This window comes from Terrabacter koreensis, assembly GCF_054783315.1.
This window is the reverse complement of the sequence record NZ_BAAGQU010000012.1, coordinates 87,389-112,937: the sequence shown is the minus strand read 5'-3', so window position 1 is coordinate 112,937 and position 25,549 is coordinate 87,389. Positions and strand designations below refer to the sequence as shown.

Below are 25,549 nucleotides of genomic sequence, written 5' to 3'. Positions count from 1 at the left end.
CCGCGCCCGGTCTCGTCGTGGATGCCGGCCATCGAGATGGTTGCGGATCCCCTTGTCAGGGTTGCGTTCTCGTTGCGCAGCACGTCGATGCCGAGGGTCTCCCAGTGGTCCATCCAGGCGTCGGCCTCCTGCGAGATGAACTCGTGGTTGCCGCTGACGGCGAAGACGCCGAGCGGCGCCTCGAGTCCCGCGAGCGGAGCCAGGGCCTCGGACACCTGCGCCACCTTGCCGTCGATGAGGTCGCCGGCGAGCACGACGACGTCGGGTCGCTGGGCGTTGACCTGGTCGACCACCCTGCGGGTGAAGCCGGCGTCGCGGACGGGTCCGACGTGAAGGTCGGTGACGAGCGCGACCCGGAGCCCGTCGAACTCGGTGGGGAGGTCGGCGTCGCTGACCGTCACCGCAGTGACCGACGGCTGCGCCGCCTCACCCAGGCCGTATGCCGTCGCGCCGAGTGCCGCGAGCACGACGACGGGCGTACCGACCCTGAGGGTGCGACGACGAGCCTGCGAGCCGGCGAGCCTGGTTGCGAGCGAGACGATCCCGAGGAGGAGGACTCCGAGCAGTAGGTACCAGGCGAAGGCCAGCCAGGTCATGCCGAACCATGCCACCCAGCGGGCACGGCGCGGGTCGATGACACCGCCCTGGACGGCGAAGGCGGCGAAGACCGCGATCCAGCCGACGACGAGCAGGAGGAGCACGAGGCGTCGAACCGGGAGGGGCCAGTCGGGCGCGACGGCGAGGCGACGGTGGAGCAGGAGGGTGAGCAGCGCGAGGAGCGCCGCGACGACGGCGACGAAGATCGACAACGGAGGCTCGGCCGGCGGTCAGGCAGGGGTGCCGAAGCGGACGGCGTTGCGCTCCCGGGCCTTCTGCCGCTCGACCTCACGGTCCTTCGGCGGTGCGCTGGTGGTCAGGTGGTCGAGCAGGTGCTGCGTCGCGTGGGCGACCGCCTCGACGGCCTCGTCGAAGGCCTGCTGGTTGGCCTGGCTCGGCCTGGTGCTGCCGCTCACCTTGCGGACGTACTGCAGCGCGGCGGCGCGCACCTCCTCGGACGTCGCGGCGGGCTCGAAGTTGTGGAGCTGGCGGATGTTGCGGCACATGGCTCGACTGTATGTCGGCGCACCGACCGCGCGGTGTGCGGAGGTTCTGTGGATGAGGGTCTTGCGGAACGAGAGTTAGTAAAGTTTACTAACTCTCGTGACCACCGCACTGCCTCGAGCCCGACGGGTCTCCAGCCGCTCCGCCGTCCTCCCCTCCCACGGCCGCAGCCACAACCTGTCGCTCGTGCTGCAGGTGCTCTACTCCGTCGGTGCCATGAGCCGGGCAGACCTCGCCCGGCGCCTCGGCATGAGCAAGGTGACGGTCTCGGACCTCGTCTCAGAGCTCATGGAGAGCGGTCACGCCGTCGAGCTCGGCCCGTCCGACGTCGTGCGCCCCGGAAAGCCGGGCACCCTCGTCGACGTCAACCGCACCGGGCTGCAGACGATCGGTGTCGACCTGGCCGAGCACGAGGTGCTGCGCGCCGCGGTGCTCGACCTCGACGGCAACATCCTCGTGCGTGCCGAGCGCGCCATCGGCGACGTCACCGGCCAGTCCGTCGTCGACACGGTGCTCGACCTCGTGGACGAGGTGGTCGCGGCGGCCACGACGCCCCTCCTCGGCATCGGCATCGGCACGCCCGGCATCGTCGGCCCCGGCGGAGTCGTGGGCACGGCCCCCAACCTCGGCTGGACCGACGTGCCCCTGCGCGAGCTCGTCGCCGATGCCACTGGCCTGCCCGTCTTCGTCGTCAACGATGCCGACGCGGCCGTGCACGCCGACCACACCCTCGGCGAGGGCGGCGACGACCTCGTGCTCGTCAAGGTCGGGCGAGGCGTCGGTGGCGGACTCATCGTCGGAGGCCAACGCGTCCGCGGCGCCCACTTCGCCAGCGGCGAGATCGGCCACGTGACCGTCGGAACCGACGGCGGTGCCCCCTGCCGCTGCGGCAAGGTCGGCTGCCTCGAGACGTGGGTCTCCGCGCCGAACCTCGAGAAGGCGCTCGCCGCAGCCGGCGACGACGAGCCACTGCGCGAGGCGGGCGAGCGCCTCGGCATCGCGCTCGCCCCCGTCGTCGCGGCCCTCGACCTGTCGGAGGTCGTCCTCTGCGGACCCGAGCACCTGCTCGGCGGTGCGCTGCGCAACGCCCTCGACGAGACCCTCCACGCCCGGCTGCTCGCCCGCACGAGCACCGATCTCACGGTGCGCCTCGCGCACCGCTCCGACGACATCGTCCTCCGGGGCGCCGCCGTGCTGGTCCTCTGGGACCAGCTCGGCGTCGCCTGACCCGCCCACCCCGACGCGACACCGGCGCACCCGGTCCTGGCCACCCCACGGCATACGCCCTCACCCCCTCCGCTCGCGTAGCGAACAACCGGTCCGCACCGCGGCCGTTCGAAAGGAACCGGAATGAAGAAGACCCTCGGTCTGGCGATGGCCACGACCACCGCGGCGCTCCTGCTCACCGCCTGCGGTGGCGGCGCGACCGGCTCGACCTCCACCCCGTCCGCCGGCGCGGCCGGGGCGGGCGGGACGGCCGGCAACGCGGGCAAGAGCATCACGCTCTGGCTCGCCGGCACCGACACCCCCAAGGAGCTGCGCACCTACCTGCAGGACACCTTCAAGGCGAAGACGGGCGCGACTCTCAAGATCGAGGAGCAGGCCTGGCCCGACCTCGTCACGAAGCTGACGACGGCGCTGCCCGACGCGAAGAACACCCCGGACGTCACCGAGATCGGCAACACCCAGAGCCCCACGTTCACCAACGTCGGCGCCTTCAGCGACGTCTCCGACCTCTACCAGGAGCTCGGCGGCAGCAAGCTGCTCCAGTCCTTCGTCGACGTCGGCACGGTCGACGGCAAGCAGTACGCCCTGCCGTACTACTTCGGCTCGCGCTACCTGTTCGGGCGTGCGGACCTGTGGAAGCAGGCCGGGGTCGCCGCCCCGAAGACCCTCGACGAGTTCAACACCGCCGTCAAGACGATCACGGCCAAGAACCCCCGCGGCATCAAGAACTTCAGCGGCTTCTTCCTCGGCGGCCAGGACTGGCGCAACGGCATCTCGTGGATCTTCGCCAACGGCGGGGACCTCGCGAAGCAGGAGAACGGCCAGTGGGTCTCGACGCTCTCCGACCCGAACACCGTCAAGGGCCTCACGCAGCTGCAGGACCTCTACCGCAACGCGTCCAAGGCCCCGGCCGACGCGAAGGACCAGACGCCGTGGCTCTACGTCAACGACGCCGACGAGATCCTCGACGAGAACCAGAAGGTCACGGGCAAGACGTCCCTCGCGGCCGCGACGATCATGGCGCCGGGCTGGGCGCACTGGTCGATCGGCGACCTCAAGGACAAGGACGGCAAGAAGGTCCGCGAGTGGAACGACAAGACGTTCACCGCCTTCGTGCTCCCGGGCAACGACGGCAAGCCCGCCCCGGTCTTCGCCGGTGGCTCGAACATCGCGATCTCCAAGGCGAGCCAGAACCAGGAGCTGTCGCGCGAGCTGCTCAGGATCATCTTCTCCGCCGACTACCAGAAGAAGCTCGGCGGCGCCGGCCTCGGCCCGGCCAACAGCGACTACGTGAGCTCGCTCGGCGACGACCAGTTCGCCAGGGCGCTCGTCGAGTCGGCCTCGAACTCCAAGCTGACGCCGGCCGCGCCGGGATGGGCGGTCGTCGAGTCGAAGTCGGTCATGGAGGAGTTCTTCTCCAAGATCCGAGACGCCGCCGACCTCACGGCCCTCGCGAAGGAGTACGACGCGAAGATCACGCCGCTCCTCAACGTCAAGTGACGGCTCGACGTCAGCCCACCTGACACCGTCCCCGGCGGCCGGGCGCCCACCCGCCCGGCCGCCGGACCATCGGCTCGAAAGGCCACCCCATGACCACGACGGCGACCTCCCCGCCCCCGACCCTCCACGAGCCCGATCCCGCAGCCGCGCCGCAGCCGCCGCGCCGGCGGCTCCCGGCCGTCCTCGTGGCGCCCACCCTGCTCGTCCTGGTCGCCGCCCTCGGCTACCCCATCGGCTGGCAGGTCGTGACGAGCCTGCAGAAGTTCGGCCTGGCCCAGCAGTTCGGCCGACCGCCGGAGTGGGTCGGTCTCGACAACTACCGCGCGCTGCTCACGGACACCGACCTCTGGGTCGTCGTGGGGCGCTCGATCGCCTTCTGCCTCGTCTGCGCCCTCGTCACCGTGGGCGTCGGCCTCGGGCTCGCCCTGCTCATGGGTGCCGTCGGCCGGGCCGCGCGCCTCGTCCTGCAGGTCGCCCTGCTGCTCGCCTGGGCCATGCCGGTCGTCGCCTCGATGACGGTGTGGACGTGGATCGTCAACTGGCGCAACGGCCTGCTCAACTGGCTGCTCGAGCGGGTCGGCGTCGATGCCGAGGGGCACAACTGGCTGGTGCAGCCTGTGTCGTTCTTCGTCGTGGCGGCCGTCATCGTCGTGTGGATGAGCGTGCCCTTCGTGGCGCTCTCGATCTACGCCGGGCTCACCCAGCTCTCACCGGAGGTGCTCGAGGCCGCCGAGATCGACGGGGCGGGCGGCTGGCAGCGGCTGCGGCTCATCATCCTGCCGCTCGTGCGACCCGTGATCTCGATCGTGCTGCTGCTCCAGCTGATCTGGGACCTGCGCGTCTTCACCCAGGTGAAGCTGCTCCAGGACGCCGGCGGCGTGGCCAACGAGACCCACCTGCTCGGCACGTACATCTACCAGCTCGGCACGGGCGCAGGCGACTTCGGCACGGCCAGCGCCGTGTCGATCCTCATGCTCGTCCTCACCGTGGCGATCAGCTGGTACTACGTCCGCTCGCTCATGAAGGAGGAGCCGCGATGAGCACGACAGCCCTTGCTGGGTCGCGGGCGCCGCGGCGGTCGACGCGGCGCGCGCTGCTCACGGCCCTGGCCGTCGCCCTCGCGCTCGTGTGGGCGTTCCCCGTCTACTGGATGCTCAACTCGGCGTTCCTCGACAAGGTGACGCTGCAGCGCACCACCCCGACCTTCCTGCCCTTCGGTGGCTCGTTCGACAACTTCCGGGCGATCTTCGACGACCCGGGCTTCCTTCGGGCACTGGGCATCTCGCTCGTCGTCACCCTGACGACCGTGGCGGTGGCGATCGTCATCGCCTTCCTCGGGGCGCTCGCCATCAGCCGCTTCCGCTTCCGTGGACGCCGGTCCTTCGTGCTCGCCCTCCTGCTCATCCAGATGCTGCCCGCCGAGGGCCTCTTCATCGCGCAGTACAAGATGATGAGCGGCGTCGGACTGCTCAACAACGTGCTGGGCCTCGCGATCCTCTACACCGCGGCGGTCGTGCCCTTCACCGTGTGGATGCTGCGTGGCTTCGTCGCCGGGGTGCCGGTCGAGCTCGAGGAGGCGGCCATGGTCGACGGGCTGTCGCGCACCCAGGCGTTCCTGCGGATCACGTTCCCGCTGCTGGCGCCCGGACTCGTCGCCTCGGGCGTCTACGCCTTCCTCCAGGCGTGGAACGAGTTCACCGTCGCGCTCGTGGTCATGACCGAGGAGCAGTCTCGGACCCTGCCGCTGTGGCTACGCGGCTTCGTCCAGGCGAGCGCGACCCGCGAGACCGACTGGGGCCAGGTCATGGCCGCCTCCGCCGTCGTCGCCGTTCCCGTCATCATCTTCTTCCTCGTCGTCCAGGGGCGGATGAGCAGCGGCCTCGTGGGCGGGGCGGTGAAGGGCTGACATGGAGCACTCACCTGAGGCGCTCAGACGCCTCGTCGTCGGCACGCTCATGCCCGGATTCGTCGGCACGACCGTGCCCGAGTGGGTCACGCGGGAGTATGCCGCCGGGCTGGCTGCCGTGTGCCTCTACGGTGCGAACGTCGTCGACCCCGACCAGCTCTCGGCACTGTGCGGATCGCTCCGGTCTGCTGCGCCCGACCTCGTCGTCGCGGTCGACGAGGAGGGCGGCGACGTCACGCGGCTGCACTACCCGACCGGCTCGAACCAGCCGGGCAACGCGCTGCTCGGTCGGCTCGACGACACGTCGCTCACGCGCGACTCGGCGGCGGCCATCGGCCGCGAGCTGGCGGCATACGGAATCAACCTCGACCTCGCGCCCGTCGTCGACGTGAACTCGGCCGACGACAACCCCGTCATCGGGGTGCGCAGCTTCGGGGCGGACGCGGCGCACGTGGCGCGGCACTCGGCGGCGTACGTGGAGGGCGTCCAGTCCGTCGGTGTCGCCGCGTGCGCCAAGCACTTCCCCGGCCACGGCGACACCGTCACCGACTCGCACCTCGCCCTACCGACCGTGCACGCCGAGCCGCACGTGCTCGACACGCGCGAGCTCGTGCCGTTCCGGGCGGCGATCGCGGCCGGTGTCGCCTGCGTCATGACGTCGCACGTCGTGGTCCCCGCCATCGACCCGGACCGGCCGGCGACGTTCTCGCCGACGGTGCTCGGCGACGTGCTGCGGGGACGCCTCGGCTTCGAGGGCGTCATCGTGTCGGACGCGCTCGACATGGCAGGGGCGTCGGCCGAGACCGGCATCCCGGAGGCCTCCGTCCGGGCGCTCGCGGCAGGGTGCGACCTGATCTGCATCGGGTCGGAGACGACCGAGGACGAGTTCCTCGAGGTCGTCGCCGCCGTCGTCGCCGCGGTGGCGGCCGGGCGACTCACCGCTCGGCGACTCGAGGACGCTGCTGCGCGAGTCCAATTGCTGTCGAGGAGTTTTGTGGTTGCACACCCCATCGGCGATGGGTCCGGACAGGCTGCGTCGTGGTCCGACGGGACGCGCGCGGACGCGCTCGTCGCCGGCTTCGAGGTGGGCGCCGCGGTGGGGGCCTGGCTCGGGATGCCGCGCCCCGCGTTCATCGTGGAGGTCGCGTCCGACCCGAACCTCGCCGTCGGCGGCGTCGCCTGGGGGCCGTGTGCCGCCGGGCTGGCGACGCCCGAGGGCGCGGTCCCCGACGGGGCCAAGGTCGCCGTCGTGGGCCGGGGCCTCGCCGCCGAGCACCCGCTGTGGGCTGTGGCCGAACGCCTCGGTGCACAAGGACACCCGATCATCACCGTCGACTGCGGGTGGCCCCGCGGTGGTGCCGATCTCGTCACCTTCGGTGGGTCGGTGGTCGTCGCCGAGGCGCTCGGCCGCTACCTCGGCGTGGAGCGGCCGGCATGAGCGGCACTCTCAGGCTCGGCATCGACATCGGCGGCACGAAGACCGCCGCCGCGCTCGTGGCCGACGACGGACGCGTACACGAGATGCGCTCGGCTCCATCGGGTCGCGGACCGGACGGTGTCGTCGACGTCGCGGTGCGGCTGGCGTTGGGCGTGTGCGGCGAGACGACGGCGCCCGTGCTGTCGACGGGTGCGTGCATGCCCGGACTCGTCGACCCCGCAACGGGACTCGTGCGTCATGCGGTGAACCTGGAGGTCGACCGTCTCGCGCTCGGCGCGGAGCTGGAGGCCCGGTTGGGCACCGCCGTCGCGGTCGAGAACGACGTCAAGGCGGCGGCGCTCGGGGCCTGGCGGCTGCGGGGGGCCGGCGGGTCGGGCTCGTTCGACGAGACCATGGCGTACCTCAACCTCGGCACGGGACTCGCGTCGGCCGTCGTGCGGCGCGGCGAGCTGGTCCGGGGGATCGACGGTGTGGCAGGGGAGATCGGGCACCTGCCGATCGGTGGAGACGCCGCGTGCGCCTGTGGTCAGCTCGGCTGCCTCGAGACGGTCGCGTCCGGGTCGGCGCTCGCACGGTTGTGGCCGGAGAGCCGCCGGGTGCACCGCGACCCCTTCGTCGCGGCCGCTGCCGGTGACCTGTCGGCGGCTGCCGCGGTCGACGTGCTGTGCACCGGCATCGGCCTCGCCGTCCAGCTGCTTGCCCTCGCGTCCGGCGCGGAGCGCGTCGTCATGGGCGGCGGGCTCGCCGGGCTCGGTGCGCCGCTCGTCTCCCGCGTCCGCGCCGACCTGAGTCGTCGGGCGCTCTCCTCCCCGCTCGTGGGCGCCCTGGACCTCCCGGCCCGCGTGGAGCTGCTCCCGGCGGACGTGCCGGTGGCCGCTCTCGGTGCCGCCTGGCTGGGCGAAGGGCGGCGACACGATGCTCGGCCTGCTGGAGTCGGTGCTGACCCGATGGGCATGGTGGGGTGATGGAGGTCCTCGTCCTGCCCACGCCCGCAGACGGTGCCCGTCGGGCGGCCGAGCTGGTCATCGCAGGTCTCGCCGACGCCGGCAGACCCGAGCCGGTGCTCGGCCTCGCCACCGGCTCGTCACCCCTCGGGCTCTACGCCGAGCTGGCGGCAGCGGTTGCCGCGGGACGCCTGGACCTCACGGCCGCAAGGGGTTTCGCGCTCGACGAGTACGTCGGACTGCCGCCCGGGCACCCGCAGTCGTACCGGGAGGTGCTCCTGCGCGAGGTGTGTGCACCCCTCGGGCTGCGGCCGGATCGACTCCACGTGCCCGACGGCTCCGGCGGCGACGAGGCGGCGCTCGTGGCGGCAGCGGCGGCATACGAGATCTTGCTCGCGAAGGCCGGTGGCGTGGACGTGCAGATCCTGGGCATCGGGGCCAACGGCCACCTGGGGTTCAACGAGCCCGGGTCGGCGCTGTCGTCGCGCACGAGGGTCAAGCGGCTCTCGGACCGCACCCGGGCAGACAACGCGCGGTTCTTCGAGGGCCCCGACGAGGTGCCGACGCACTGCGTCACGCAGGGCCTCGGCACGGTGCTGGAGGCCGGCAGGCTCGTGCTCGTCGCGTCGGGGGGCGCCAAGGCGGAGGCCGTCGCTGCCGCCCTGGAGGGGCCGCTGTCGGCCTCGTGCCCCGCCTCGGTGCTCCAGTGGCACGCCGACGCCGTGGTGGTCCTCGACGAGGCCGCGGCAGGGCTGCTGCGCAACCGCGACTACTACGACGCCTCGGCCGCGGGTCTGGCCAAACCGCACACACCCTCGTCCAAGGCGTGGTAAAGGGCGCACCACGCTCTGTTGAGGCGTCGGCCACAGGTTCGTTGTGGAAAACTCCACAGGCCTGTCCCAGTTGTTCTCCACAGGTGGTGGAATGGTGTTTGCGCAGTTCATCCCGCATGAGCCGGTGTGACCTGAGCCACACGTGCACAGTTGTGCACACATCTTGTCCACACCTGTTGACGGCGTGTCGCGGATCCCCGTCCCCAGGTTTTCCACAGGCCGTCTTGTGTGTCGCCGGACCCGGCCCTAGGTTTGCACGGTGCTCCTCGGGGAGGGCGGTTCGACGGGTTGGTAGGGCCCGGTCACCGACCCTGTCGGCGCTGCGTTGTCTACTAGGTGTGGACCGAGGTTGCACGGCTGTCATTTCACTCACGCACCACACCCGCACGACTCAGGGGAACTCTCAGGGGAAGGGGAGCACGTGTCGCTCGACGAGCTGAGCACGAGCGCTTTCGCGTCGTCGTCGACCCGTGACGCAGGCCCGCCCGACGACCGTCTCCCGCCGCAGGACGTCGGGGCCGAGCAGTCGGTCCTCGGCGGCATGCTCCTGTCGAAGGACGCCATCGCCGACTGCGTCGAGCAGCTCAAGGGCACCGACTTCTACCGTCCCGCGCACGAGCTCATCTATGACGCGATCCTCGACCTCTACGGTCGCGGCGAGCCCGCCGACGCGATCACCGTCAGCGACGAGCTGACCAAGCGCGGCGACCTCGGCCGCGTGGGTGGCCAGGCCTACCTGCACCAGCTCATCGCCTCCGTGCCCACGGCCGCCAACGCCGGCTACTACGCCCAGATCGTCGCCGAGCGCGCCGTGCTGCGCCGCCTCGTCGAGGCCGGAACCCGCATCGTCCAGCTCGGATACGCGCAGGGCGGTGGCGACGTCGAGGACATCGTCAACGCCGCCCAGGCCGAGGTGTACGCCGTCGCCGACAAACGCGGCGGCGAGGACTACGCGGCCATCGGCGACATCATCGAGGCCACCGTCGACGAGATCGAGGTCGCCTCGGGTCGATCCGGTGAGATGACCGGTGTCCCAACGGGATTCACCGACTTCGACGCCCTCACCAACGGCCTGCACCCGGGACAGATGATCGTCATCGCCGCCAGGCCGGCCATGGGAAAATCGACGATCGGCCTGGATATCGTGCGGTCGGCGGCGATCAAGCACAAGATGGCCGCCGTCGTCTTCTCGCTCGAGATGAGCCGCACCGAGATCACCATGCGTCTGCTCTCGGCCGAGGCCGGCATCCAGCTGCAGCACATGCGCAAGGGCACCATGCGTGAGGAGGACTGGACCCGACTGGCATCCACGATGGGCCGCGTGTCCGACGCTCCGCTCTTCATTGACGACTCACCGAACATGTCGCTCATGGAGATCCGTGCCAAGTGCCGTCGGCTCAAGCAGCGCGAGAACCTCAAGCTCGTCGTCATCGACTACCTCCAGCTGATGAGCTCGGGCAAGCGCGTCGAGTCGCGTCAGCAGGAGGTCTCCGAGTTCTCCCGTGCGCTCAAGCTGCTCGCCAAGGAGCTCGAGGTCCCGGTCATCGCGATCTCGCAGCTGAACCGTGGTCCCGAGCAGCGCACCGACAAGAAGCCGGCCATGAGCGACCTGAGAGAGTCGGGATCGATCGAGCAGGATGCCGACATGGTGATCCTGCTCCACCGAGAGGCCGCCTACGAGAAGGACTCCCCTCGTGAGGGTGAGGCCGACCTCATCGTGGCCAAGCACCGAAACGGCCCCACCGACACGATCGTCGTCGCGTTCCAGGGCCACTTCAGCCGCTTCACCAACATGGCCAACAACTTCTGACACGAGCCCACCGACACCGGGCCTGCGGTCGGGTCGGGCAAGAGTCGGGGCGCGCCGTGTGGCGCGCCCCTGTCTGGTGCGGTCTCAGGCCTCGGGGAGAGCCGCGAAGGCCGCCTTCGTGTCGCGGTACCAGTCCATCGACTTCTTCGGGTGCCGCCACCGGCCCTTCATGGCGTCGCGCGCCTGCTGGTGCGAGGTGTCGCCAGCCCTCTCGGCCTCCCTGAGGTGGCGGTCCTGGGCCTTGATGACCTCGTCGGCGTTCTCGCCTTGGTGCTCGAGGTCGCAGGGCCCTCCGAGGGATCGGCAGGTCATCGTCTTCATGTCAGCTCCTTCGTCGGGGTGGTCCTTGTGGTCTGATGACGATCCTCGCCGAAGGAATGTGACAGGGCGCGTCGACGATCTAGGCGCGGCGTGCGTCGAGGGCGCGGAGTGTGGCCCACACACCCAACGTGATCAGCAGCAGCGAAGGCACGAGCAGGGGTGAGCGCCAGGGCGCGAACGCACCGTAGCCGCTGACGGCCACGGCCATCGCAGCGAACATGGCTGCGCCCGTGACGATCTCGACCATGCCGAGGGCCACGCGCAGGGCACTGGGGCGGGCCGCACGGGCACTGCGCACCGCGGCGTACGCGAAAACGAGACCGACGACGACGAGGACCAGGCCGGGGGCGAAGAGCGCGGTCTCGAGCTCGGCTCGCGGTGACCTGCTGGTGACGACGAGGACGACGCCGAGGACCACGGTCGCGAGCCCGACGAGGAGGTGTCCGATGCCGAGGGCGACGTCGACGTCGCCTCGAGGGGAGGGGCTGCTGTCCATGCTCCAGCGAAGCACCGGTCGGGCCGCGTGGGCGTGAGTAGTCGTACTTCACGGCCGAGCGCGACGGTCACTCGGCCGAAGAAACTGCGGCCAGGAGGGAATGGCAGGCGCCTTGACCCCGTTGTCGTCAGCAGGCAACATACCCATGGGGGGTATGTTCGGAGTGGCAGACGACGGAGGAACCGACCATGAGCGACACCTCGCACGTAGACCACGTAGACCACGTAGACCAGACGGGCCAGGCAGAACACGCCGGCCACCACACCGACCCGGCCCACGCCGGCGGGCACGACCACGGCAGCCACGCCAACGGCAGCCACGGTCACGACGGTGGTGGCCTGTCGTCCATGGCGGCGAGCGCGACCCTGCACTGCCTCACGGGGTGTGCCATCGGCGAGATCCTGGGCCTCATGATCGGCACCGCGATCGGTCTGGCCACCGGGGCCACGATCGCCTTGTCGGTGGCCCTCGCCTTCCTCTTCGGCTACACCCTCTCCAGCTTCCCGCTGCTGCGCTCCGGGCTGACGTTCGGCGCGGCCCTGCGCCTCGTCCTCGCGGCCGACACCGTCTCGATCCTCACGATGGAGGTCGTCGACAACCTCGTCATGGCCGTCATCCCCGGCGCGATGGACGCCGGTCTCGTCAACACGGTCTTCTGGGTGAGCATGGCGATCTCGCTAGCCGCCGCCTTCGTCGCCGCCTACCCGGTCAACCGCTACCTGCTGCGCCGCGGAAAGGGCCACGCGCTGACCCACGAGCACCACGGTTCCACCGCCCCGGTCACCGGTGCCCGGCGGTTGATCCCCGTGCTGCCGCCTACCGCACTCGCAGCCGCCATCGCGTCGTTCATGCTCGGGGGCTTCGTCGTGTCGGTGGCCGACGGCCTCGCCCAGCAGGACCAGCCCGCCGCCCCGACCCACGCATCGGTCTCGGTGGAGCGCTGACAGACCGACCCGGTCTCAGTCACCGTCCACGAAGGTGAGGATGTCGTGCGCCACACGCCGGTCGCTCGCGACCTGCATGTGGCCGCGACCGGCATACCTCACCGGTGTGCAGTCGGGGATGAGACGCACGGTCTCGTCGACGACGTCCGGAGGGAAGAAGCGGTCGAGCTCGGCACTGACCAGCACCACGGGGACCGTGATCTCAGGCAGCGCCTCCCATGCCCGGAAGCCGATCTCGGCCTGGGCCTCGACGAGCAGGTCCGAGGGCGGGTAGCTCTTGCCCGACATGAGGCTGCGCCCGAGGAACGGGCCGACGACCTTGCGCAGCCAGCGTCGCCCGTCGCCGGGCATCGCGTACTCCGCGAAGGTCGTCCCGACGCCCGCCGTGTCACCGCGTGTGACCGCGCCGGCGAGCCGCGCGTCGACCTGCCTGCCCCACTCGCTGACCTCCGCGGCAGCGACGACGACGGCGACCCTGCCGACGTGGTGGCCGCCCCGGGCTGCGAGCAGCAGCGCGATCATGCCCCCGTACGACTCGCCCACGACCAGGTCGACCCGCCCGCCCAGCTCGTCGACGATGACCGCTGCGAGGTCGTCTGCCATGTCGGCGACCGTGTGCCCCGCGGGCAGGTGCCGGGGCCGGGTCACGTACCAGATGGTGTAGCCGGCGTCGACGAACGGCTCGAACCAGCGAAACGCCATCCGTGCCCAGAGCCCCCGCGGCACGGAGCTGCCCGGACCGCCCGGGAGGAAGAGCAGGCTCCGGGGCCCGGAACCCCACGAGGCGAAGTCCATCCCGCAGGCGAACGTCCCGCTGCGCCAACCCTGCTCACCGGCCACCGGTCCACCGCCTCTCAGGCTCCAGAACCACGGTCCCGCAAGACGCGCGTTCCGGGAAGAGGCGGCGAACGGCCAGGCCGGCAGCCATGTCGTCCGAGTCCATGTCACAGCGGACGCCGTTCGTCCGGGACCCGACCTACGCTGCTCGACATGAGCGACGATACGTACGAGGACCGCACGGGCACGAAGTTCGAGAGGGTGCGACTCACCGGGGCGAACTTCGAGGACGTCCACCTCGACGGTGCCCGCTTCCACGACGTCGTGCTGACGGGCGCCACCCTGCGGCAGGTCGATCTGCGCGGGCTGCGGGCCCGCGACGTCTGGCTCGAGGACGTCGACATCACCGGCGACATCGGCAACCTCCGCATCAACGGCGTCGACGTGGCGCCCTTCGTCGAAGCCGAGCTCGACCGCCTCCAGCCCGACCGGCCGAAGATGCGGCCCACCGACGCCCAGGGCTTCCGCGACGCGTGGGACATCCTCGAACGCCTCTGGGGCGAGACCGTCGAGCACGCACGCACCTTTACCGCCGACCAGCTGCACGAGCGCGTCGACGGCGAGTGGTCGTTCATCGAGACGCTGCGCCACCTCGTCTTCGCCACGGACGCCTGGGTGTGCCGGGCCCTGCTCGGCGACCCCGAACCGTGGGACGCCCTCGACCTGCCGCACGACGAGATGCCCGACAGCCCACCGGTGCCGCGTGACCGCGACGCCCGACCGACGCTCGACGAGGTGCTCGCCGTGCGCGCCCGCCGGATGGCCACGGTGCGTCGCGTCGTCGACGACCTGACCGACGAGGCACTCGACGGCACGACGGAGCCGGTCACCGAGCCCGGCTACCCCGAACCGGAGCCGTATGCCGTCCGGCGCGTCCTGCGCACCGTCCTCAACGAGGAGTGGCTGCACCGTCAGTACGCCGAGCGTGACCTCGCCGTCATCGCGGCACGAGCGGAGGGGCGCCGGGACCCGCAGCCCGCGGTCGGCGTACCCCCTCGGTGAGACCCGACCCCGCGCAAACGCGAACCACGCGACCGGTCAACGCGCCCGGTCGACGATCCGCCGATGCACCTCGTGCAGCCTCGACGCCACGCCCTCCGTGACGCGCTCGCCGTCCGTGAGCCAGTCGAGCAGGGCGGTGTCGTCGCGGGTGACGCCCAGCCGGGCATCGGCGACGGCGGCGGCCATGAGGGCACCCGCGCGGGCAACGGGCAGGGCCGCACCGAGGGCCTCGACGGCCCACGTGTCGGCGTCGTCGATGAGCTCGTCGTCGACGTGCCTGCGCCGGGAAGCGGCGAGCGCCGCCGCTGCTGCCGGCAGGGCGCCGACGGCACCCGACCCGGCTGCCGACTGCACCGCACGCACCAGCTCGTCGAGGTGGATCTCGAGGAGCCACGACGGCATGCCTCGCCCGGCGAGGACGCGAGCCAGCCACTCCACCTGACGGACGGCGGCGGCCTCGTCGAGGGAGGCCAGGGACACGAGCCAGGCCGAGTCGGTCGTGGCGAAGCGCGACCCGCGGGCTCCGTAGCGCGCGCCGTAGTAGGGCATCGCGTCGATCGACCGCTGCGCGGCTCGCACCGCGGCCCGCAGCAGCGTGGCCTCGGTGGTGATCTCGTAGCCCCCCGCGTCGGCGTTGACGACCGCGGCATCGGCGGGCAGTCCCTCCTCTCGTCGGACCAGCCCGGCGACGACGTGGTTCACGGCCTCGGCCACCAGCTCGACGACCCGCTTCAGGTCGGCGCGGGGGGCATCACGCGCGCTCAGTCGCCCCTCGAGGGCCTGGCGCAGCACCGACGCCTCGGTGGACCGGGTGGCCACGACGAGTCGCTCGACCCCCACGACCGCAGCGACGACGGCCGGGTCGTCGAGCGGTCCCGTGGTGGCGCGGTCGACGTGGTCGAGCAGCAGCTGCCGCGCCTCGGCGATTCGTTCCGGTCCACTCATGGCACACATTCTGGTGGTCGGTGGGCCGCCCGTCTGCCGGACCCCGCTGGGCGCCGCCTGCCTCCGAGCGACCGTGCGGGTGCTCGCCTGCGCCTCAGGCGGGTTCGAGGCGCCGGATGTCGGTCCACCCGGTCCAGCCGCGCTCCTCGAGCAGCTCGAGCAGGCGCGCCGCGCAGGGGAACGACTCGAGGAACGCGGCGTCGAGCAGCTCGACGAGCTCCCTGCTGACGGGGTGCACGTCCTCGAAGTCGGAGGCCTCGGCTGCGGCCGCCTCGATGAACGCCGCGACGCGGTCGGCGAGCGCGGGCAGGCGCGGGTCGTCGGGCCCGCAGTCGACGAGGTCGGCGAAGTCGAGGTAGAGACGGCGCAGGCCCTCGTGCTCGAGCTGGACCTGCTTGATCTCCATGAGGTCTGCTACGGCGTCGGGCATCTGCGCGGCGATGAGGATCCAGCTGTCCCGCTCGATCTCGATGATCCGCTGCGGGAAGCCGAGCTCGCGCATCCGCTCGACGTAGGCGACGGCCGCGGGCGGCAGGCTGAGGCTGTCGCCGGCGGCAAGCTTCGCGATGCGGTCACGGTGCCGCTGACGCTCACGGATCTCGGCCCGCAGTCGGCGGTCGATCTGCTCGACCGCCGCCGCGAACTCCTCGTCGCCCGCGTCGAGCAGCTCGCTCACCCGCGCCAGCGGCACGCCGGCGTCGGCGAGCGTGCGGATGCGCACGAGCTGCACCACGGCCGCCGCGTCGTAGCGACGGTAGCCGGAGCGGTCGCGCTCGGGCTCCGGCAGCAGCCCCTTCGCGTGGTAGTGCCGCACCGCGCGGACCGTCACGCCCGCGTACGCGGCGAGCTGGCTGATCGTGAGCATGGCCCCATTCTCCTGACGCGGGGGCGAGATGGCGTGTGCCGTGTGGCCCGGCACGTCGTCAGGTGACCTTGGCGCGGTAGGTGCGCAGCGCGAGGACGTACGCCACGACGAGCAGCCCGACGCACCATGCGAGCGCGACCCAGACGTCGGTGCCGACCGGCTGCTCCGCGAGGAGCGCCCGGATCGTGTCGACGATCGAGGTGACCGGCTGGTGCTCCGCGAACCAGCGGACCGGCCCGGGCATGCCCTCCGTCGGCACGAAGGCCGAGCTGACGAACGGCAGGAAGATGAGCGGGTAGGAGAAGCCGCTCACCCCGTCGACCGACTTCGCCGTGAGGCCGGGGATGACCGCTAGCCACGTGAGGGCCAGGGTGAACAGGACCATGATGCCGACGACCGCAAGCCACGCGAGCAGCCCTGCGCCGGAACGGAATCCCATGAGCAGAGCGACGAGGACCACGAGGACGAGGGAGATGAGGTTCGCGACGACCGAAGTCAGGACGTGGCTCCAGAGCACCGAGGATCGGCTGATCGGCATGGACTGGAAGCGCTCGAAGATGCCGCCGGAGACGTCGGTGAAGAGCCGGAAGGCCGTGTAGGCGATGCCCGACGGGACGGTGATGAGCAGGATGCCGGGCAGCAGGTAGTCGACGTACGACTGGCTGCCGGCGTCGATGGCGCCTCCGAAGACGTAGACGAAGAGCAGGAGCATGGCGATCGGCGTGACGGCCGTGGTGATGATCGTGTCGGGGCTGCGCAGGATGCGGCGCAACGACCGCTTGGTCAGGACGGTGGTGTCGCCGAGGGCGTGGGTGGTCATGGGTGGTCCTCAGTTCGCGGGGGTCGAGTGGCCGACGATGGACAGGAAGATCTCCTCGAGCGTCGGTTGCTTCTCGACGTACTCGATCTCGGTGGGCGGCAGGAGCGCCTTGAGCTCGGCGAGCGTGCCGTCGGCGATGATCCGGCCCTCGTGCAGGATGGCGATGCGGTCGGCGAGGTGCTCGGCCTCGTCGAGGTACTGGGTCGTGAGCAGCACGGTGGTGCCCCGGCCGGCGAGGTCCTGGACGGTCCTCCACACCTCGAGCCGTGACTGTGGGTCGAGGCCCGTCGTCGGCTCGTCGAGGAAGAGCACGGCAGGGTCGCCGATGAGGCTCATCGCGATGTCGAGCCGCCTCTTCATGCCGCCCGAGTAGGTGCCGGCCCGTCGACCGCCCGCGTCGGTGAGACCGAACCGGGCGAGCAGGTCGTCGGCGACGCGTCCGGGCTCGGCGACCCGTCGCAGCTGCGCGACGAGGACGAGGTTCTCGCGGCCGGTCAGGATCTCGTCGACGGCCGCGAACTGTCCTGTGAGACTGATCGACTCGCGGACCCGGGCGGCCTCGGTCGCCACGTCATGGCCGTTGACGCGGGCGGACCCGCTGTCGGCGGCGAGCAGCGTGGCGAGGATCCTGACGGTGGTGGTCTTGCCGGCCCCGTTGCTGCCGAGCAGCGCGAAGACCGAGCCCGCCGGGACGCCGAGGTCGACGCCCTGCAGCACCGCGGTCTCGCCGTAGGACTTCGTCAGACCGACGATCTCGATGGCGTGTGTCGTTGTCATGGGACGAGCGTGCAACCCTGACGCAGCGTCAAGGTCAAGCCCCGTGCGCCGGCGCTCTGGCGGTGGCGTCCGGGACGCTCAGGGGCGGACGACGACCTTGCCGAGCAGCGTGCCCTGCTCCATGGCTGTCAGGGCGTCGGCGACGCCGTCCAGGCCGACCGTGCGATCGATGGCCGGACGCACCGCACGCGTCGCGACGAGGTCGCCGAGCCTGGCGTGCAGCTCTCGGGACTGGCGGGTGACGAACCAGGTCAGGTGCTGGCGCGAGAACGGGTCGAGGGCTGCTGCGGCGAGGTTGCGGTGCAGGCCGCCCAGCCATCGGCCACCGCCCTCACCGCCGACGATGACGAGCGTGCCGGTCGGGGTCAGGACCCGGCGCAGCTCGCTGATCGGTCGGTTGCCGGCGATGTCGATGACGGCGTCGAAGGGGCCGGCGAGCTCGCCGACGGTCGTGGTGCGGTAGTCGGCGACGTGCTGCGCCCCCAGGGCGCGGACGAAGTCCGCCTTGCCGGCGCTGCACACCGCGGTGACCTCGGCGCCCAGGTGGGCGGCGATCTGCACGGCGAAGCTGCCGACGCCGCCCGAGGCGCCGAGCACGAGGACCCGCTGGCCGGCCTTCACCTGAGCGTGGCGCTGCACGGCCTCGAGAGCGGTACCGCCCGAGATGCTCAGGGTCGCGGCCTGCTCGTCGCTGACCTCGGCCGGCGTGGTCGCCAGCTGGGCGGCTCGGGCGACGGCGAGCTCGGAGAGGGAGCCGGCGGCCGTGCCGAAGACGCGGTCGCCGACCGCGAGACCCGTCACCTCCGGACCGAGGGCGACCACCTCACCGGCGACCTCGAAGCCCAGCACCGGCTGACGCGGCCGGCGGAGCCCGAAGGCGGCGCGGGCGGCATACGGGGTGCCGGTGAGCAGGTGCAGGGCGCCGCGGTCGAGGCCTGCGGCTGCCACCTTCACGAGCACCTCGGCACGGCCGGGCTCGGGTCGTGGGATGCGTTCGACCTGCAGCTCGGTGACGCCGCCGTAGCGGCGCCGGGTGACGGCCCGCACGTGGTCCGGGAGGGGCGAGGTCCCCGTCGAGGACGCCTGTGAGGTGGCCAGGTCGTAGGGCTGGTGTCCGAGAGACTCCATGTCAGGCCTCACTCTCTTACGTTGTAAGGTATGAGCCGACGCTAGCATTACGCCGTAAGGTTGACAACCCCCTCTGGAGGTCCGGTGCCCCCGCGCAAGCTCACCCGCGAGAGCGTCCTCGACGCCGCGGTCGTCATGGCCGACGCGGAAGGCCTCAGCCGACTGACGATGCGCCGGCTGGCCGGCGAGCTCGGGGTCGAGGCGATGTCGCTCTACCACCACGTCGCCAACAAGGACGCGCTGCTCGACGGCATGGTCGACCGTGTCTACGCCGAGGTCGTCCTCCCCGACGCTTCAGGCGACTGGCGCGTCGAGCTGCGTCGCAGGTCGCTCTCGGTGCGCGAGGTCCTCGGCCGGCACCCGTGGGCGCTGCCCCTCATGGAGTCGCGCCGCACGCCCGGGCCGGCGACCCTGGCCTACCACGACGCCAACATCGCGTGCCTCCGCGCGGGCGGTTTCAGTCCCCGACACGTCGCGCACGCGTATGCCGTCGTCGACGCCTTCGTCTACGGCTTCGTCCTGCAGGAGACGACGCTGCCGTTCGACTCGGGCGCCGAGGCGGCCGACTTCGTCAGCACCGGTCCGCTCGCCGAGCTCCTCGCCGCGTACCCCAACATGGCCTGGTTCGCCCAGCACGTCGTGCTCGAAGCCGGATACACGTTCGCCCGCGAGTTCGAGCCTGGCCTCGAACTCGTCCTCGACGGGGTGGCCGCCCTGCTCGGCTGAGCGCCCTGCCTTCGATCCCGGTCAGCGGCAGGTGGTGAGGACCCGCGTGACCGCGGCCTTCTCGGCCGCGGTCACCCACAGGTGGTAGCGGGTCTTGACCGCCACCTGTCGTGCGACGTAGGTGCAGCGGAAGGCGCGGTTCGGAGGCAGCCAGGAGGCGGCGTCGGAGTCGCGCTTGGCACCGTTGGTCGGGCCGTAGACGGCGAGGAGGTTGAGCGGGTCGTTGGCCAGCGAGATGCGCTGCTCGCGCGTCAGCGCCTGCCCACCCTTGACCCACGCGTCACCGAGGGCGACGACGTGGTCGATCTGGACCCTCGACGAGAAGGGGCCGCGCTCGAAGGTGATGACGTGTCCCGTGTAGGGGTCGGCGAGCCGCCCCGACGTCACGACGCAGCCGTGGGTGCCGGGCTTGAGGCGCTCTGCGGTGAGGTCGCGGCGGAGCACGTCGTTGCGGGTGTCGCACCCGTTGTGGCCGCCGGCGACGTCGGCGTCGTCGGTCCACGCCGGACCGAACTGCTCGCGGGAGTAGCCGGTCTTCGGGGCTCGTCCCTTGACCGGCAGCCGGTCGAGCTGCGAGAGCGCTGCGCGCGCCTGGGCTGCGGAGATCGTCGGGGTGAAGGGGGCGGGCAGGCTCGTCGTGGTGCCCGGGCGCGACCCGTCGACCTCGGTCGGCGCGTGGTCCCGGCCACCCGGTGCCGCCCCCGTCAGGACCGGGAGCCCGCATCCGCCCACGAGCACCGTCAGAGCGGCAAACAGGGCGGCAGCGAGGGTGCGCGTGTGCTGCGCGGTGGCACGCTGAGGGAGTCTTGGCACGGTGAGAAACCTTGGCACACAAACCAACCCGTGACGGCACGCCCCGCCGCACCAGGCCGATGCGGGGTGGGCCCGGACGCTGGACTCACGGCTGGTTCCCAGCCCGGGCACGGTGCCCTCCCACCCGGCCGGCCTACGGTGCCCCATCGCCACGCGCCCGGCGACGGGTGGGCGCCGACCGTCAGGAGGTTGCCATGGCTGATCTCGGAGGACCGGAGATCATCGTCATCATCATCGCCGTCGCTCTGCTCTTCGGCTGGAAGCGCATGCCCGACATGGCCAGGAGCCTCGGCCGGTCGGTGCGCATCTTCAAGTCCGAGGTGGACCAGCTCCGCGCCGGCGAGGCACCCGAGACGCACGCGGCGGACACACCCGGCCCGACCGCCACGCGTACGCCGGAGGGCCGAGCGCCTCGAACGCCGCTCTGACGCTGCCGGACGCGCCTCAGGCGATCATCACGCGACGGTGTGGATCGGCTCCGTCGGCAGCTTGCGCACCTTGGCCCGGCGGCGGCGCCGCTGCGGGATCATCGACCGCATCTCCTCGAGCCGGCCGAAGCACAGGAGGCGGTCCTCCGCCTCGAGCACGACGCGGCGGCGCGGGTTGGGGATGACGCTCGCGCCGCGGTGCAGCGTGAGCACCTGCAGGTCGTGCTCCTCGAGGCCCGACTCGCCGATCGTCTTGCCGATGATGTCGGCGCCGGCGTGGACGACGAGCTCGGCGACGCCGTATCCCGTCGAGACGGTGAGGCGTTGGCGCACGTCGATCTCGGGGAAGGCGACCTGGCCGGCGATGTAGTCGACGATCGCGCCGGCGACGTCGAGGTTCGTCGCGGCCTCGATGCCCTCGAGTCCGGGGGAGGAGTTGACCTCCATGACGAGCGGCCCGTCGTTCCCCTCGAGCATGTCGACGCCGGCCACTCGCAGGCCCATGATCTGGGCCGAGCGCACTGCGGCCTGCTCGTACTCGGGCGTCAGCTCGACCGGCTCGACGGTGCCGCCGCGGTGCACGTTCGAGCGGAACTCGTCGCCGTTCGCCCGGCGCCGCATTGCGGCCACGACCCGGTCACCGACGACGAGGGCACGGATGTCGCGTCCCTTGCTCTCCGTGACGAAGCTCTGGATGAGCACGTTCTGCTTCGTGCTGTGCAGCGTCTCGATGATCGCCTCGGCGATCTTGATCTCCGGCGCGAGGATGACGCCGATGCCCTGCGTGCCCTCGAGCAGCTTGATGACGACCGGCGCGCCGCCGACGCGCTCGATGGCGGGGATGACGTCGGCGCGGTTGCGCACGAAGGTCGTCGCCGGCATACCGATGTTGTGGCGCGAGAGGATCTGCGTGGCGCGGAGCTTGTCACGTGCGTTGGCGATGCCGTTCGCGGTGTTCGGCGTGTAGATGTCCATCTGCTCGAACTGGCGCACGACGGCGGTGCCGAAGTAGGTGATCGAGTTGCCGATGCGCGGGAGGATCGCGTCGTAGTCGGAGAGCGGCCGCCCGCGGAACTGCAGGTCGGGCTCGGGCCCCGTCAGGTCGATGGCGAAGCGGAGCGTGTTGAGGACTCTCACCTCGTGCCCCCGGTCGAGCGCCGCGGTGCGCAGGCGCTGGGTCGAGTAGGCGCGCGGCGCGCGCGAGAGGATCGCGAGTTTCATGCAGAGGTCCTGCCAAGATGGGCGGGTGTCCGGGCCGGCCTATTCAAGCACCCATGTGGGGTGGAGGGAGTGGGTCGGTATGCCCGGGGTGGGGCTGCCGTGGGTCAAGGCGAAGATCGACACCGGCGCCCGCACGTCGTCGCTGCACGCCGAGGACGTCGAGGAGTTCGAGCACGACGGCCGCCCCTGGGTGCGCTTCACCGTGCACCCGTGGCAGGACTCGCAGGCCGACCCCACGGTCGTCGAGTGCCCCGTCCACGACCGCCGCAAGGTGCGCTCGTCCAGCGGCCACGTGCAGCGTCGGCTCGTCATCCGCGTGGACCTGCGTCTCGGTGGGCGGACGGTCCCGGCCGAGGTGACGCTGAGCAAGCGTGACCGGATGGGCTTCCGCATGCTCGTCGGCCGTGAGGCGCTGCGCCAGGGCTACGTCGTCGACCCCGACCGGTCGTATGCCGGGGGCAAGCCGCCCAAGGACGTGCGTCGCCGCAACCGGGGCCGCTGACGTCGCTGACCCGGCTCGGTCACGGCGCGCACGACGGCCGCCACCAGCAGCGCGGCCGCCGATGCCGCGAAGGGCGCCCCGGGGCCGTATGCCGTCCCGAGCGTCGTGAGGATGCCCGGCGCCGCCGTCGTGGCGAGTCCCCACGTCAGTCCCAGCACGGCGAGGTAGGTGCCCCGGCTGCCCTCCGGGGCGAGGGCGCCGGCGCCGGCCATCATCGTCGAGATGACGAGGAGGCCGCCCACGTCGAAGACGACGAGCCCGGCCGCGAGGGCGAGCGGCCCGTCGGCGAGGGCGAGGGCTGTCAGGCCCAGCGCTGCGGTGGCCTCGCCCGTGAGCAGGACGCCGCGGTCGCCCACGCGGCGCCGGAGCACCACGACGAGCCGCGCGCCGGGGACGCTGGCAGCGGCGCCGGCCGCGAGCACCCAACCCGTGACCGACGGGGCCATGCCGCGCTGCTCGACGAGGAGCGGCACCCCGAAGACGACGACCATCGTCACGGTCGCGGCGACCGTGCCCAGGGCGACGACCCGCACGAGCCGGCGGTCCGTCAGTGCCCCGACCCACCGCTGCCCCGGCGAGTCGGAGCCGCGTCGGGAACCGGGCACGCGATCATCCTTCTCGTCGAGTGTGCAGTTCCCGACGGGATCCGCCGCCTCCTCCTGGTCGAGAGGGCCCAGCGCCGGAGGTCGCCGCGACGCCGGGACGGCCCCCGCGACGAGGACTGCGCAGGCCAGGCAGGTCGCCGCGTCGACCACGAAGAGCCAGCGCAGGCCGAAGCCCGAGACGGCTGCCGCGACGAGGCCGGCGAGGACGCCGGCGACAGCCAGCGACGCGTTGAGGGCGGAGTAGGCGAACGAGCGGTCGTCCGCCGGCACGAGGTCGCTGACGAGCGCCTGGGTCGGGGGCTCGACGATCTCGTAGGCGAGGCCGAGGAGGACCGCGCCGGCGAGAGCCCACGCGTACGTCGGTGCAGCGGCGATGACGAGCTGGGCCACAGCGCAGCCCGAGAGGCCGAGCAGCATCGTCGGGCGGCGTCCCCACGCGTCGGCGAGGTGGCCACCGAGCAGACGCGACGGGATCGTGGCCAGCCCGAAGCACGTGAGCACCAGAGCCGTGCCTGCGGGACCGGCGTCGAGGTCGCGCAGCAGCAGGACGCCGAGGAAGGCCATCGAGAAGCCGCCGAGGCGGTTGACGCACCGCGCGAGGATGAGCACCCGCAGCTGCCCGGGTAGACCCATGGTCGTCCTGACTGTCGAAGTAGACTTTGGTAGTCACGACGCTAGATATGAGGAGGTGACTGGTCAAGTGCAGTTCGACAGTCACATCGAACGGCTGCTGGCCGTCGCGGTCGATCTCGTCAACCTCGTCACGCCCGGCGACGCCCGAGGGGTCGTCTACGAGCCGCCGACCGGGGAGGCGCTCGTCGTCGGCGTCGCCGATGCGACGTCAGGGCCCGACCGGCGCTCGCAGCCGACGCAGGCGCAGGCGCTGTCGCTCGTCGAGGTGGTGCCCGCGGTCCGTGCCGTCTTCGAGTCGGCCGAGCGCCACGACCTCGACGCGGCGGCGGCGACCGTCAACGAGCTGCTCGAGAGCACGGGGGCCCGGCCGCGGCTCGACGCCGACGGGACGGGCCGGCACCAGCTGCACTTCCACGGTCCCGACGACGGCTACGTGCGCGGATGGCAGGCAGGGCTCGCGTCGGGCCTCGCCGTCGCGCTCGGCAGCGACCTCGGAGGGCGTCTCGGGGTGTGCGCGGCCCCGGCGTGCGACCGCGTCTACGTCGACGCGTCGAGGAACGGCACGCGGCGCTTCTGCTCCCCGCAGTGCCAGAGCCGCGTCAAGGCCGCCGCCCACCGCGCCCGCACCCGCTGACCCACGACGCCGTCAGGTCGTCAGGTCGTCAGGTCGTCAGGCCGTCAGGTGGTTGCGTCGTGGGCGGCGAGGAGGCGGACCTCGGCCTCGGCGTCCATCGGGCCGTCGCCGCGGTTCGTGGGCCGCTCGGGCACCCCCTCGCGCTGCAGCCACGCCCACGTGTCGGCCACGGTCTCGGGCATCGGTCGCGGGCTCAGCCCGGCGGCATACGCGGCAGACACGTCGCAGTCGTGCAGGCCGACGTACACACCGGTGGGCGGTACCCAGATCGGCAGCTGGGTCCAGGGCGACACCTCGGCCGCCTCGACCGTCGAGGGGTCGACCCACACGAGCTCTGCGTCGCTGCCCGTCACCGACTTCACCTCGTCGAGGAGCAGGCCCATCGTCGTGTGCCCCGGCTTGCTGACGGTGTTGAAGACGCCGACCGGTCGGGAACCCAGGGCCCAGTCGGCGATGTCGCGGCAGTCGACGTACTGCAGCGGCCGGTCATGGGGACCGGGGGCCGGCACTCGCCCACCCGCCGCGATCCGGTTGAGCCAGAACGGCATCCGGCCGACGATCTCGTAAGGCCCGAGGATCAGCCCCGCGCGTGCGATCGCGATGTCGCCCTCGAACTCGGCCTGGACGGCGAGCTCACCACCTCGCTTCGCCGCGGCGTAGTCGGCGTCGTCGGTCGAGGAGGCGTCGCCCTCGACGACGGGTGCGTTCTCGTCGGCGCCCGGCTCGGGAGGCCAGGCGTAGACCGAGCGCGACGAGATGTAGGTGTAGTGCGGCACGCGGCCGCTCAGGAGCCGAGCTGAGGTCTGCACCGCGACGGGGGCGGCCGACCAGGTGTCGACGACCGCGTCCCACTCGTCGTCGCCGAGCGCGGCCCGCATCGCGTCAGGGTCGAGTCGGTCGGCGTGCCGGGCGTCGGCGCCCTCGACGGCGTGGCCGGTGAGGCCGCGCGTCAGGGTGGTCACCTCGTCGCCGCGGGCGAGCCCGGCCTCGACGAACGCGCGGCCGACGTGGTGGGTGCCTCCGAGCACGAGAAGTCTCATGCGCAGATCCTTGCCCGCCGGCCCCGGCCCGCCAAGCACCCTTCGCTCTCGAC

Annotated in this window: 28 protein-coding genes; 14 read left to right on the top strand and 14 right to left on the bottom strand. The window is 71.7% G+C overall.

The features are described from left to right. A partial coding sequence (locus tag ACYVNR_RS19490) for a metallophosphoesterase (RefSeq protein ID WP_461050368.1) occupies positions 1–809 on the bottom strand: 809 nt, incomplete at its 3' end. Between the two features lie 18 nt (positions 810–827). Next, positions 828–1,103: a DUF2277 domain-containing protein gene (locus tag ACYVNR_RS19485; protein ID WP_461050365.1), complete on the bottom strand. Its 276-nt coding sequence runs from the start codon at positions 1,101–1,103 to the stop codon at positions 828–830. 97 nt (positions 1,104–1,200) lie between these two features. Here ACYVNR_RS19485 and ACYVNR_RS19480 point away from each other — a divergent pair, with 97 nt between their 5' ends. The 8 genes from ACYVNR_RS19480 to dnaB all read left to right on the top strand — a co-directional run bounded on the left by ACYVNR_RS19480 (position 1,201) and on the right by dnaB (position 10,759). Then, positions 1,201–2,328: an ROK family transcriptional regulator gene (locus ACYVNR_RS19480; RefSeq protein ID WP_461050363.1), complete on the top strand. Its 1,128-nt coding sequence runs from the start codon at positions 1,201–1,203 to the stop codon at positions 2,326–2,328. A 123-nt stretch (positions 2,329–2,451) separates the two neighbouring features. Then, the gene (locus tag ACYVNR_RS19475) at positions 2,452–3,828 is read left to right on the top strand and encodes an extracellular solute-binding protein (protein ID WP_461050361.1); all 1,377 of its coding nucleotides are present in this window, start codon (positions 2,452–2,454) and stop codon (positions 3,826–3,828) included. Between the two features lie 89 nt (positions 3,829–3,917). Next, positions 3,918–4,868 carry a carbohydrate ABC transporter permease gene (locus ACYVNR_RS19470; RefSeq protein ID WP_461050359.1) on the top strand — a complete coding sequence of 317 codons (951 nt, stop codon included), beginning with the start codon at positions 3,918–3,920 and terminating at the stop codon, positions 4,866–4,868. Then, a complete protein-coding gene (locus tag ACYVNR_RS19465) occupies positions 4,865–5,734 on the top strand; it encodes a carbohydrate ABC transporter permease (protein ID WP_461050357.1) in 870 nt (289 codons plus the stop codon). Before ACYVNR_RS19470 ends, ACYVNR_RS19465 begins: the two co-directional genes overlap by 4 nt. 1 nt (position 5,735) lies before the next feature. Continuing rightward, positions 5,736–7,172, top strand: coding sequence for a beta-N-acetylhexosaminidase (gene nagZ, locus ACYVNR_RS19460; protein WP_461050355.1), 1,437 nt, complete (start codon positions 5,736–5,738; stop codon positions 7,170–7,172). Then, positions 7,169–8,137, top strand: coding sequence for an ROK family protein (locus ACYVNR_RS19455; protein WP_461050353.1), 969 nt, complete (start codon positions 7,169–7,171; stop codon positions 8,135–8,137). Before nagZ ends, ACYVNR_RS19455 begins: the two co-directional genes overlap by 4 nt. Further along, complete coding sequence (locus ACYVNR_RS19450) at positions 8,137–8,949, top strand: glucosamine-6-phosphate deaminase (RefSeq protein WP_461050351.1); 813 nt, start codon at positions 8,137–8,139, stop codon at positions 8,947–8,949. Before ACYVNR_RS19455 ends, ACYVNR_RS19450 begins: the two co-directional genes overlap by 1 nt. A gap of 421 nt (positions 8,950–9,370) precedes the next feature. Continuing rightward, complete coding sequence (gene dnaB, locus ACYVNR_RS19445; protein WP_045189153.1) at positions 9,371–10,759, top strand: replicative DNA helicase; 1,389 nt, start codon at positions 9,371–9,373, stop codon at positions 10,757–10,759. 84 nt (positions 10,760–10,843) lie between these two features. Here dnaB and ACYVNR_RS19440 read toward each other — a convergent pair whose 3' ends face one another. Continuing rightward, positions 10,844–11,080 carry a DUF1059 domain-containing protein gene (locus tag ACYVNR_RS19440; RefSeq protein ID WP_045189155.1) on the bottom strand — a complete coding sequence of 79 codons (237 nt, stop codon included), beginning with the start codon at positions 11,078–11,080 and terminating at the stop codon, positions 10,844–10,846. A 79-nt stretch (positions 11,081–11,159) separates the two neighbouring features. Beyond that, positions 11,160–11,576: a hypothetical protein gene (locus tag ACYVNR_RS19435; RefSeq protein ID WP_045189157.1), complete on the bottom strand. Its 417-nt coding sequence runs from the start codon at positions 11,574–11,576 to the stop codon at positions 11,160–11,162. 188 nt (positions 11,577–11,764) lie between these two features. On the opposite strand from ACYVNR_RS19435, the gene ACYVNR_RS19430 reads away from it, so the two are divergent. After that, positions 11,765–12,520, top strand: coding sequence for a DUF4396 domain-containing protein (locus tag ACYVNR_RS19430; RefSeq protein ID WP_461050348.1), 756 nt, complete (start codon positions 11,765–11,767; stop codon positions 12,518–12,520). Between the two features lie 15 nt (positions 12,521–12,535). Here the strand turns inward: ACYVNR_RS19430 and ACYVNR_RS19425 are convergent, their stop codons facing one another. Beyond that, positions 12,536–13,360, bottom strand: a complete 825-nt coding sequence (locus ACYVNR_RS19425) for an alpha/beta fold hydrolase (RefSeq protein ID WP_458799084.1) — start codon at positions 13,358–13,360, stop codon at positions 12,536–12,538. 150 nt (positions 13,361–13,510) lie between these two features. Between ACYVNR_RS19425 and ACYVNR_RS19420 the strand changes: the two genes are divergently transcribed. Further along, entirely contained in the window at positions 13,511–14,359 is an 849-nt protein-coding gene (locus ACYVNR_RS19420; protein ID WP_461050346.1) for a DinB family protein, read from the top strand. A gap of 36 nt (positions 14,360–14,395) precedes the next feature. On the opposite strand, the gene ACYVNR_RS19415 is transcribed toward ACYVNR_RS19420, so the two are convergent. The 5 genes from ACYVNR_RS19415 to ACYVNR_RS19395 all read right to left on the bottom strand — a co-directional run bounded on the left by ACYVNR_RS19415 (position 14,396) and on the right by ACYVNR_RS19395 (position 18,894). Continuing rightward, on the bottom strand, positions 14,396–15,304 hold the full coding sequence (locus ACYVNR_RS19415) for a hypothetical protein (protein WP_461050344.1): 909 nt from the start codon (positions 15,302–15,304) through the stop codon (positions 14,396–14,398). A 94-nt stretch (positions 15,305–15,398) separates the two neighbouring features. Continuing rightward, entirely contained in the window at positions 15,399–16,169 is a 771-nt protein-coding gene (locus tag ACYVNR_RS19410; RefSeq protein WP_461050342.1) for a MerR family transcriptional regulator, read from the bottom strand. A gap of 58 nt (positions 16,170–16,227) precedes the next feature. Beyond that, complete coding sequence (locus ACYVNR_RS19405) at positions 16,228–16,989, bottom strand: ABC transporter permease (RefSeq protein WP_461050340.1); 762 nt, start codon at positions 16,987–16,989, stop codon at positions 16,228–16,230. 9 nt (positions 16,990–16,998) lie between these two features. Further along, complete coding sequence (locus ACYVNR_RS19400) at positions 16,999–17,766, bottom strand: ABC transporter ATP-binding protein (RefSeq protein ID WP_461050338.1); 768 nt, start codon at positions 17,764–17,766, stop codon at positions 16,999–17,001. Between the two features lie 78 nt (positions 17,767–17,844). After that, entirely contained in the window at positions 17,845–18,894 is a 1,050-nt protein-coding gene (locus tag ACYVNR_RS19395) for an NAD(P)-dependent alcohol dehydrogenase (protein WP_461050336.1), read from the bottom strand. An 84-nt stretch (positions 18,895–18,978) separates the two neighbouring features. Here ACYVNR_RS19395 and ACYVNR_RS19390 point away from each other — a divergent pair, with 84 nt between their 5' ends. Then, a complete protein-coding gene (locus tag ACYVNR_RS19390; protein WP_461050334.1) occupies positions 18,979–19,620 on the top strand; it encodes a TetR/AcrR family transcriptional regulator in 642 nt (213 codons plus the stop codon). 21 nt (positions 19,621–19,641) lie between these two features. Here the strand turns inward: ACYVNR_RS19390 and ACYVNR_RS19385 are convergent, their stop codons facing one another. Continuing rightward, entirely contained in the window at positions 19,642–20,433 is a 792-nt protein-coding gene (locus tag ACYVNR_RS19385) for an HNH endonuclease family protein (protein ID WP_461050332.1), read from the bottom strand. Between the two features lie 194 nt (positions 20,434–20,627). On the opposite strand from ACYVNR_RS19385, the gene tatA reads away from it, so the two are divergent. Then, the gene (tatA, locus tag ACYVNR_RS19380; protein ID WP_052677140.1) at positions 20,628–20,861 is read left to right on the top strand and encodes a Sec-independent protein translocase subunit TatA; all 234 of its coding nucleotides are present in this window, start codon (positions 20,628–20,630) and stop codon (positions 20,859–20,861) included. Between the two features lie 27 nt (positions 20,862–20,888). On the opposite strand, the gene ACYVNR_RS19375 is transcribed toward tatA, so the two are convergent. Further along, positions 20,889–22,082 (bottom strand): RimK family alpha-L-glutamate ligase, encoded by a 1,194-nt coding sequence (locus ACYVNR_RS19375; RefSeq protein WP_045189177.1) that lies wholly within the window; start codon positions 22,080–22,082, stop codon positions 20,889–20,891. A 79-nt stretch (positions 22,083–22,161) separates the two neighbouring features. On the opposite strand from ACYVNR_RS19375, the gene ACYVNR_RS19370 reads away from it, so the two are divergent. After that, positions 22,162–22,584, top strand: coding sequence for an ATP-dependent zinc protease family protein (locus ACYVNR_RS19370; protein ID WP_461050329.1), 423 nt, complete (start codon positions 22,162–22,164; stop codon positions 22,582–22,584). On the opposite strand, the gene ACYVNR_RS19365 is transcribed toward ACYVNR_RS19370, so the two are convergent. Beyond that, a complete protein-coding gene (locus ACYVNR_RS19365; RefSeq protein WP_461050327.1) occupies positions 22,506–23,822 on the bottom strand; it encodes an MFS transporter in 1,317 nt (438 codons plus the stop codon). The two genes, ACYVNR_RS19370 and ACYVNR_RS19365, sit on opposite strands and share 79 nt — an antisense overlap. Before the next feature lie 67 nt (positions 23,823–23,889). Between ACYVNR_RS19365 and ACYVNR_RS19360 the strand changes: the two genes are divergently transcribed. Then, the gene (locus tag ACYVNR_RS19360; protein WP_045189181.1) at positions 23,890–24,456 is read left to right on the top strand and encodes a CGNR zinc finger domain-containing protein; all 567 of its coding nucleotides are present in this window, start codon (positions 23,890–23,892) and stop codon (positions 24,454–24,456) included. A 44-nt stretch (positions 24,457–24,500) separates the two neighbouring features. On the opposite strand, the gene ACYVNR_RS19355 is transcribed toward ACYVNR_RS19360, so the two are convergent. Continuing rightward, the gene (locus ACYVNR_RS19355) at positions 24,501–25,496 is read right to left on the bottom strand and encodes an NAD-dependent epimerase/dehydratase family protein (RefSeq protein WP_461050325.1); all 996 of its coding nucleotides are present in this window, start codon (positions 25,494–25,496) and stop codon (positions 24,501–24,503) included. Positions 25,497–25,549: the final 53 nt, after the last annotated feature.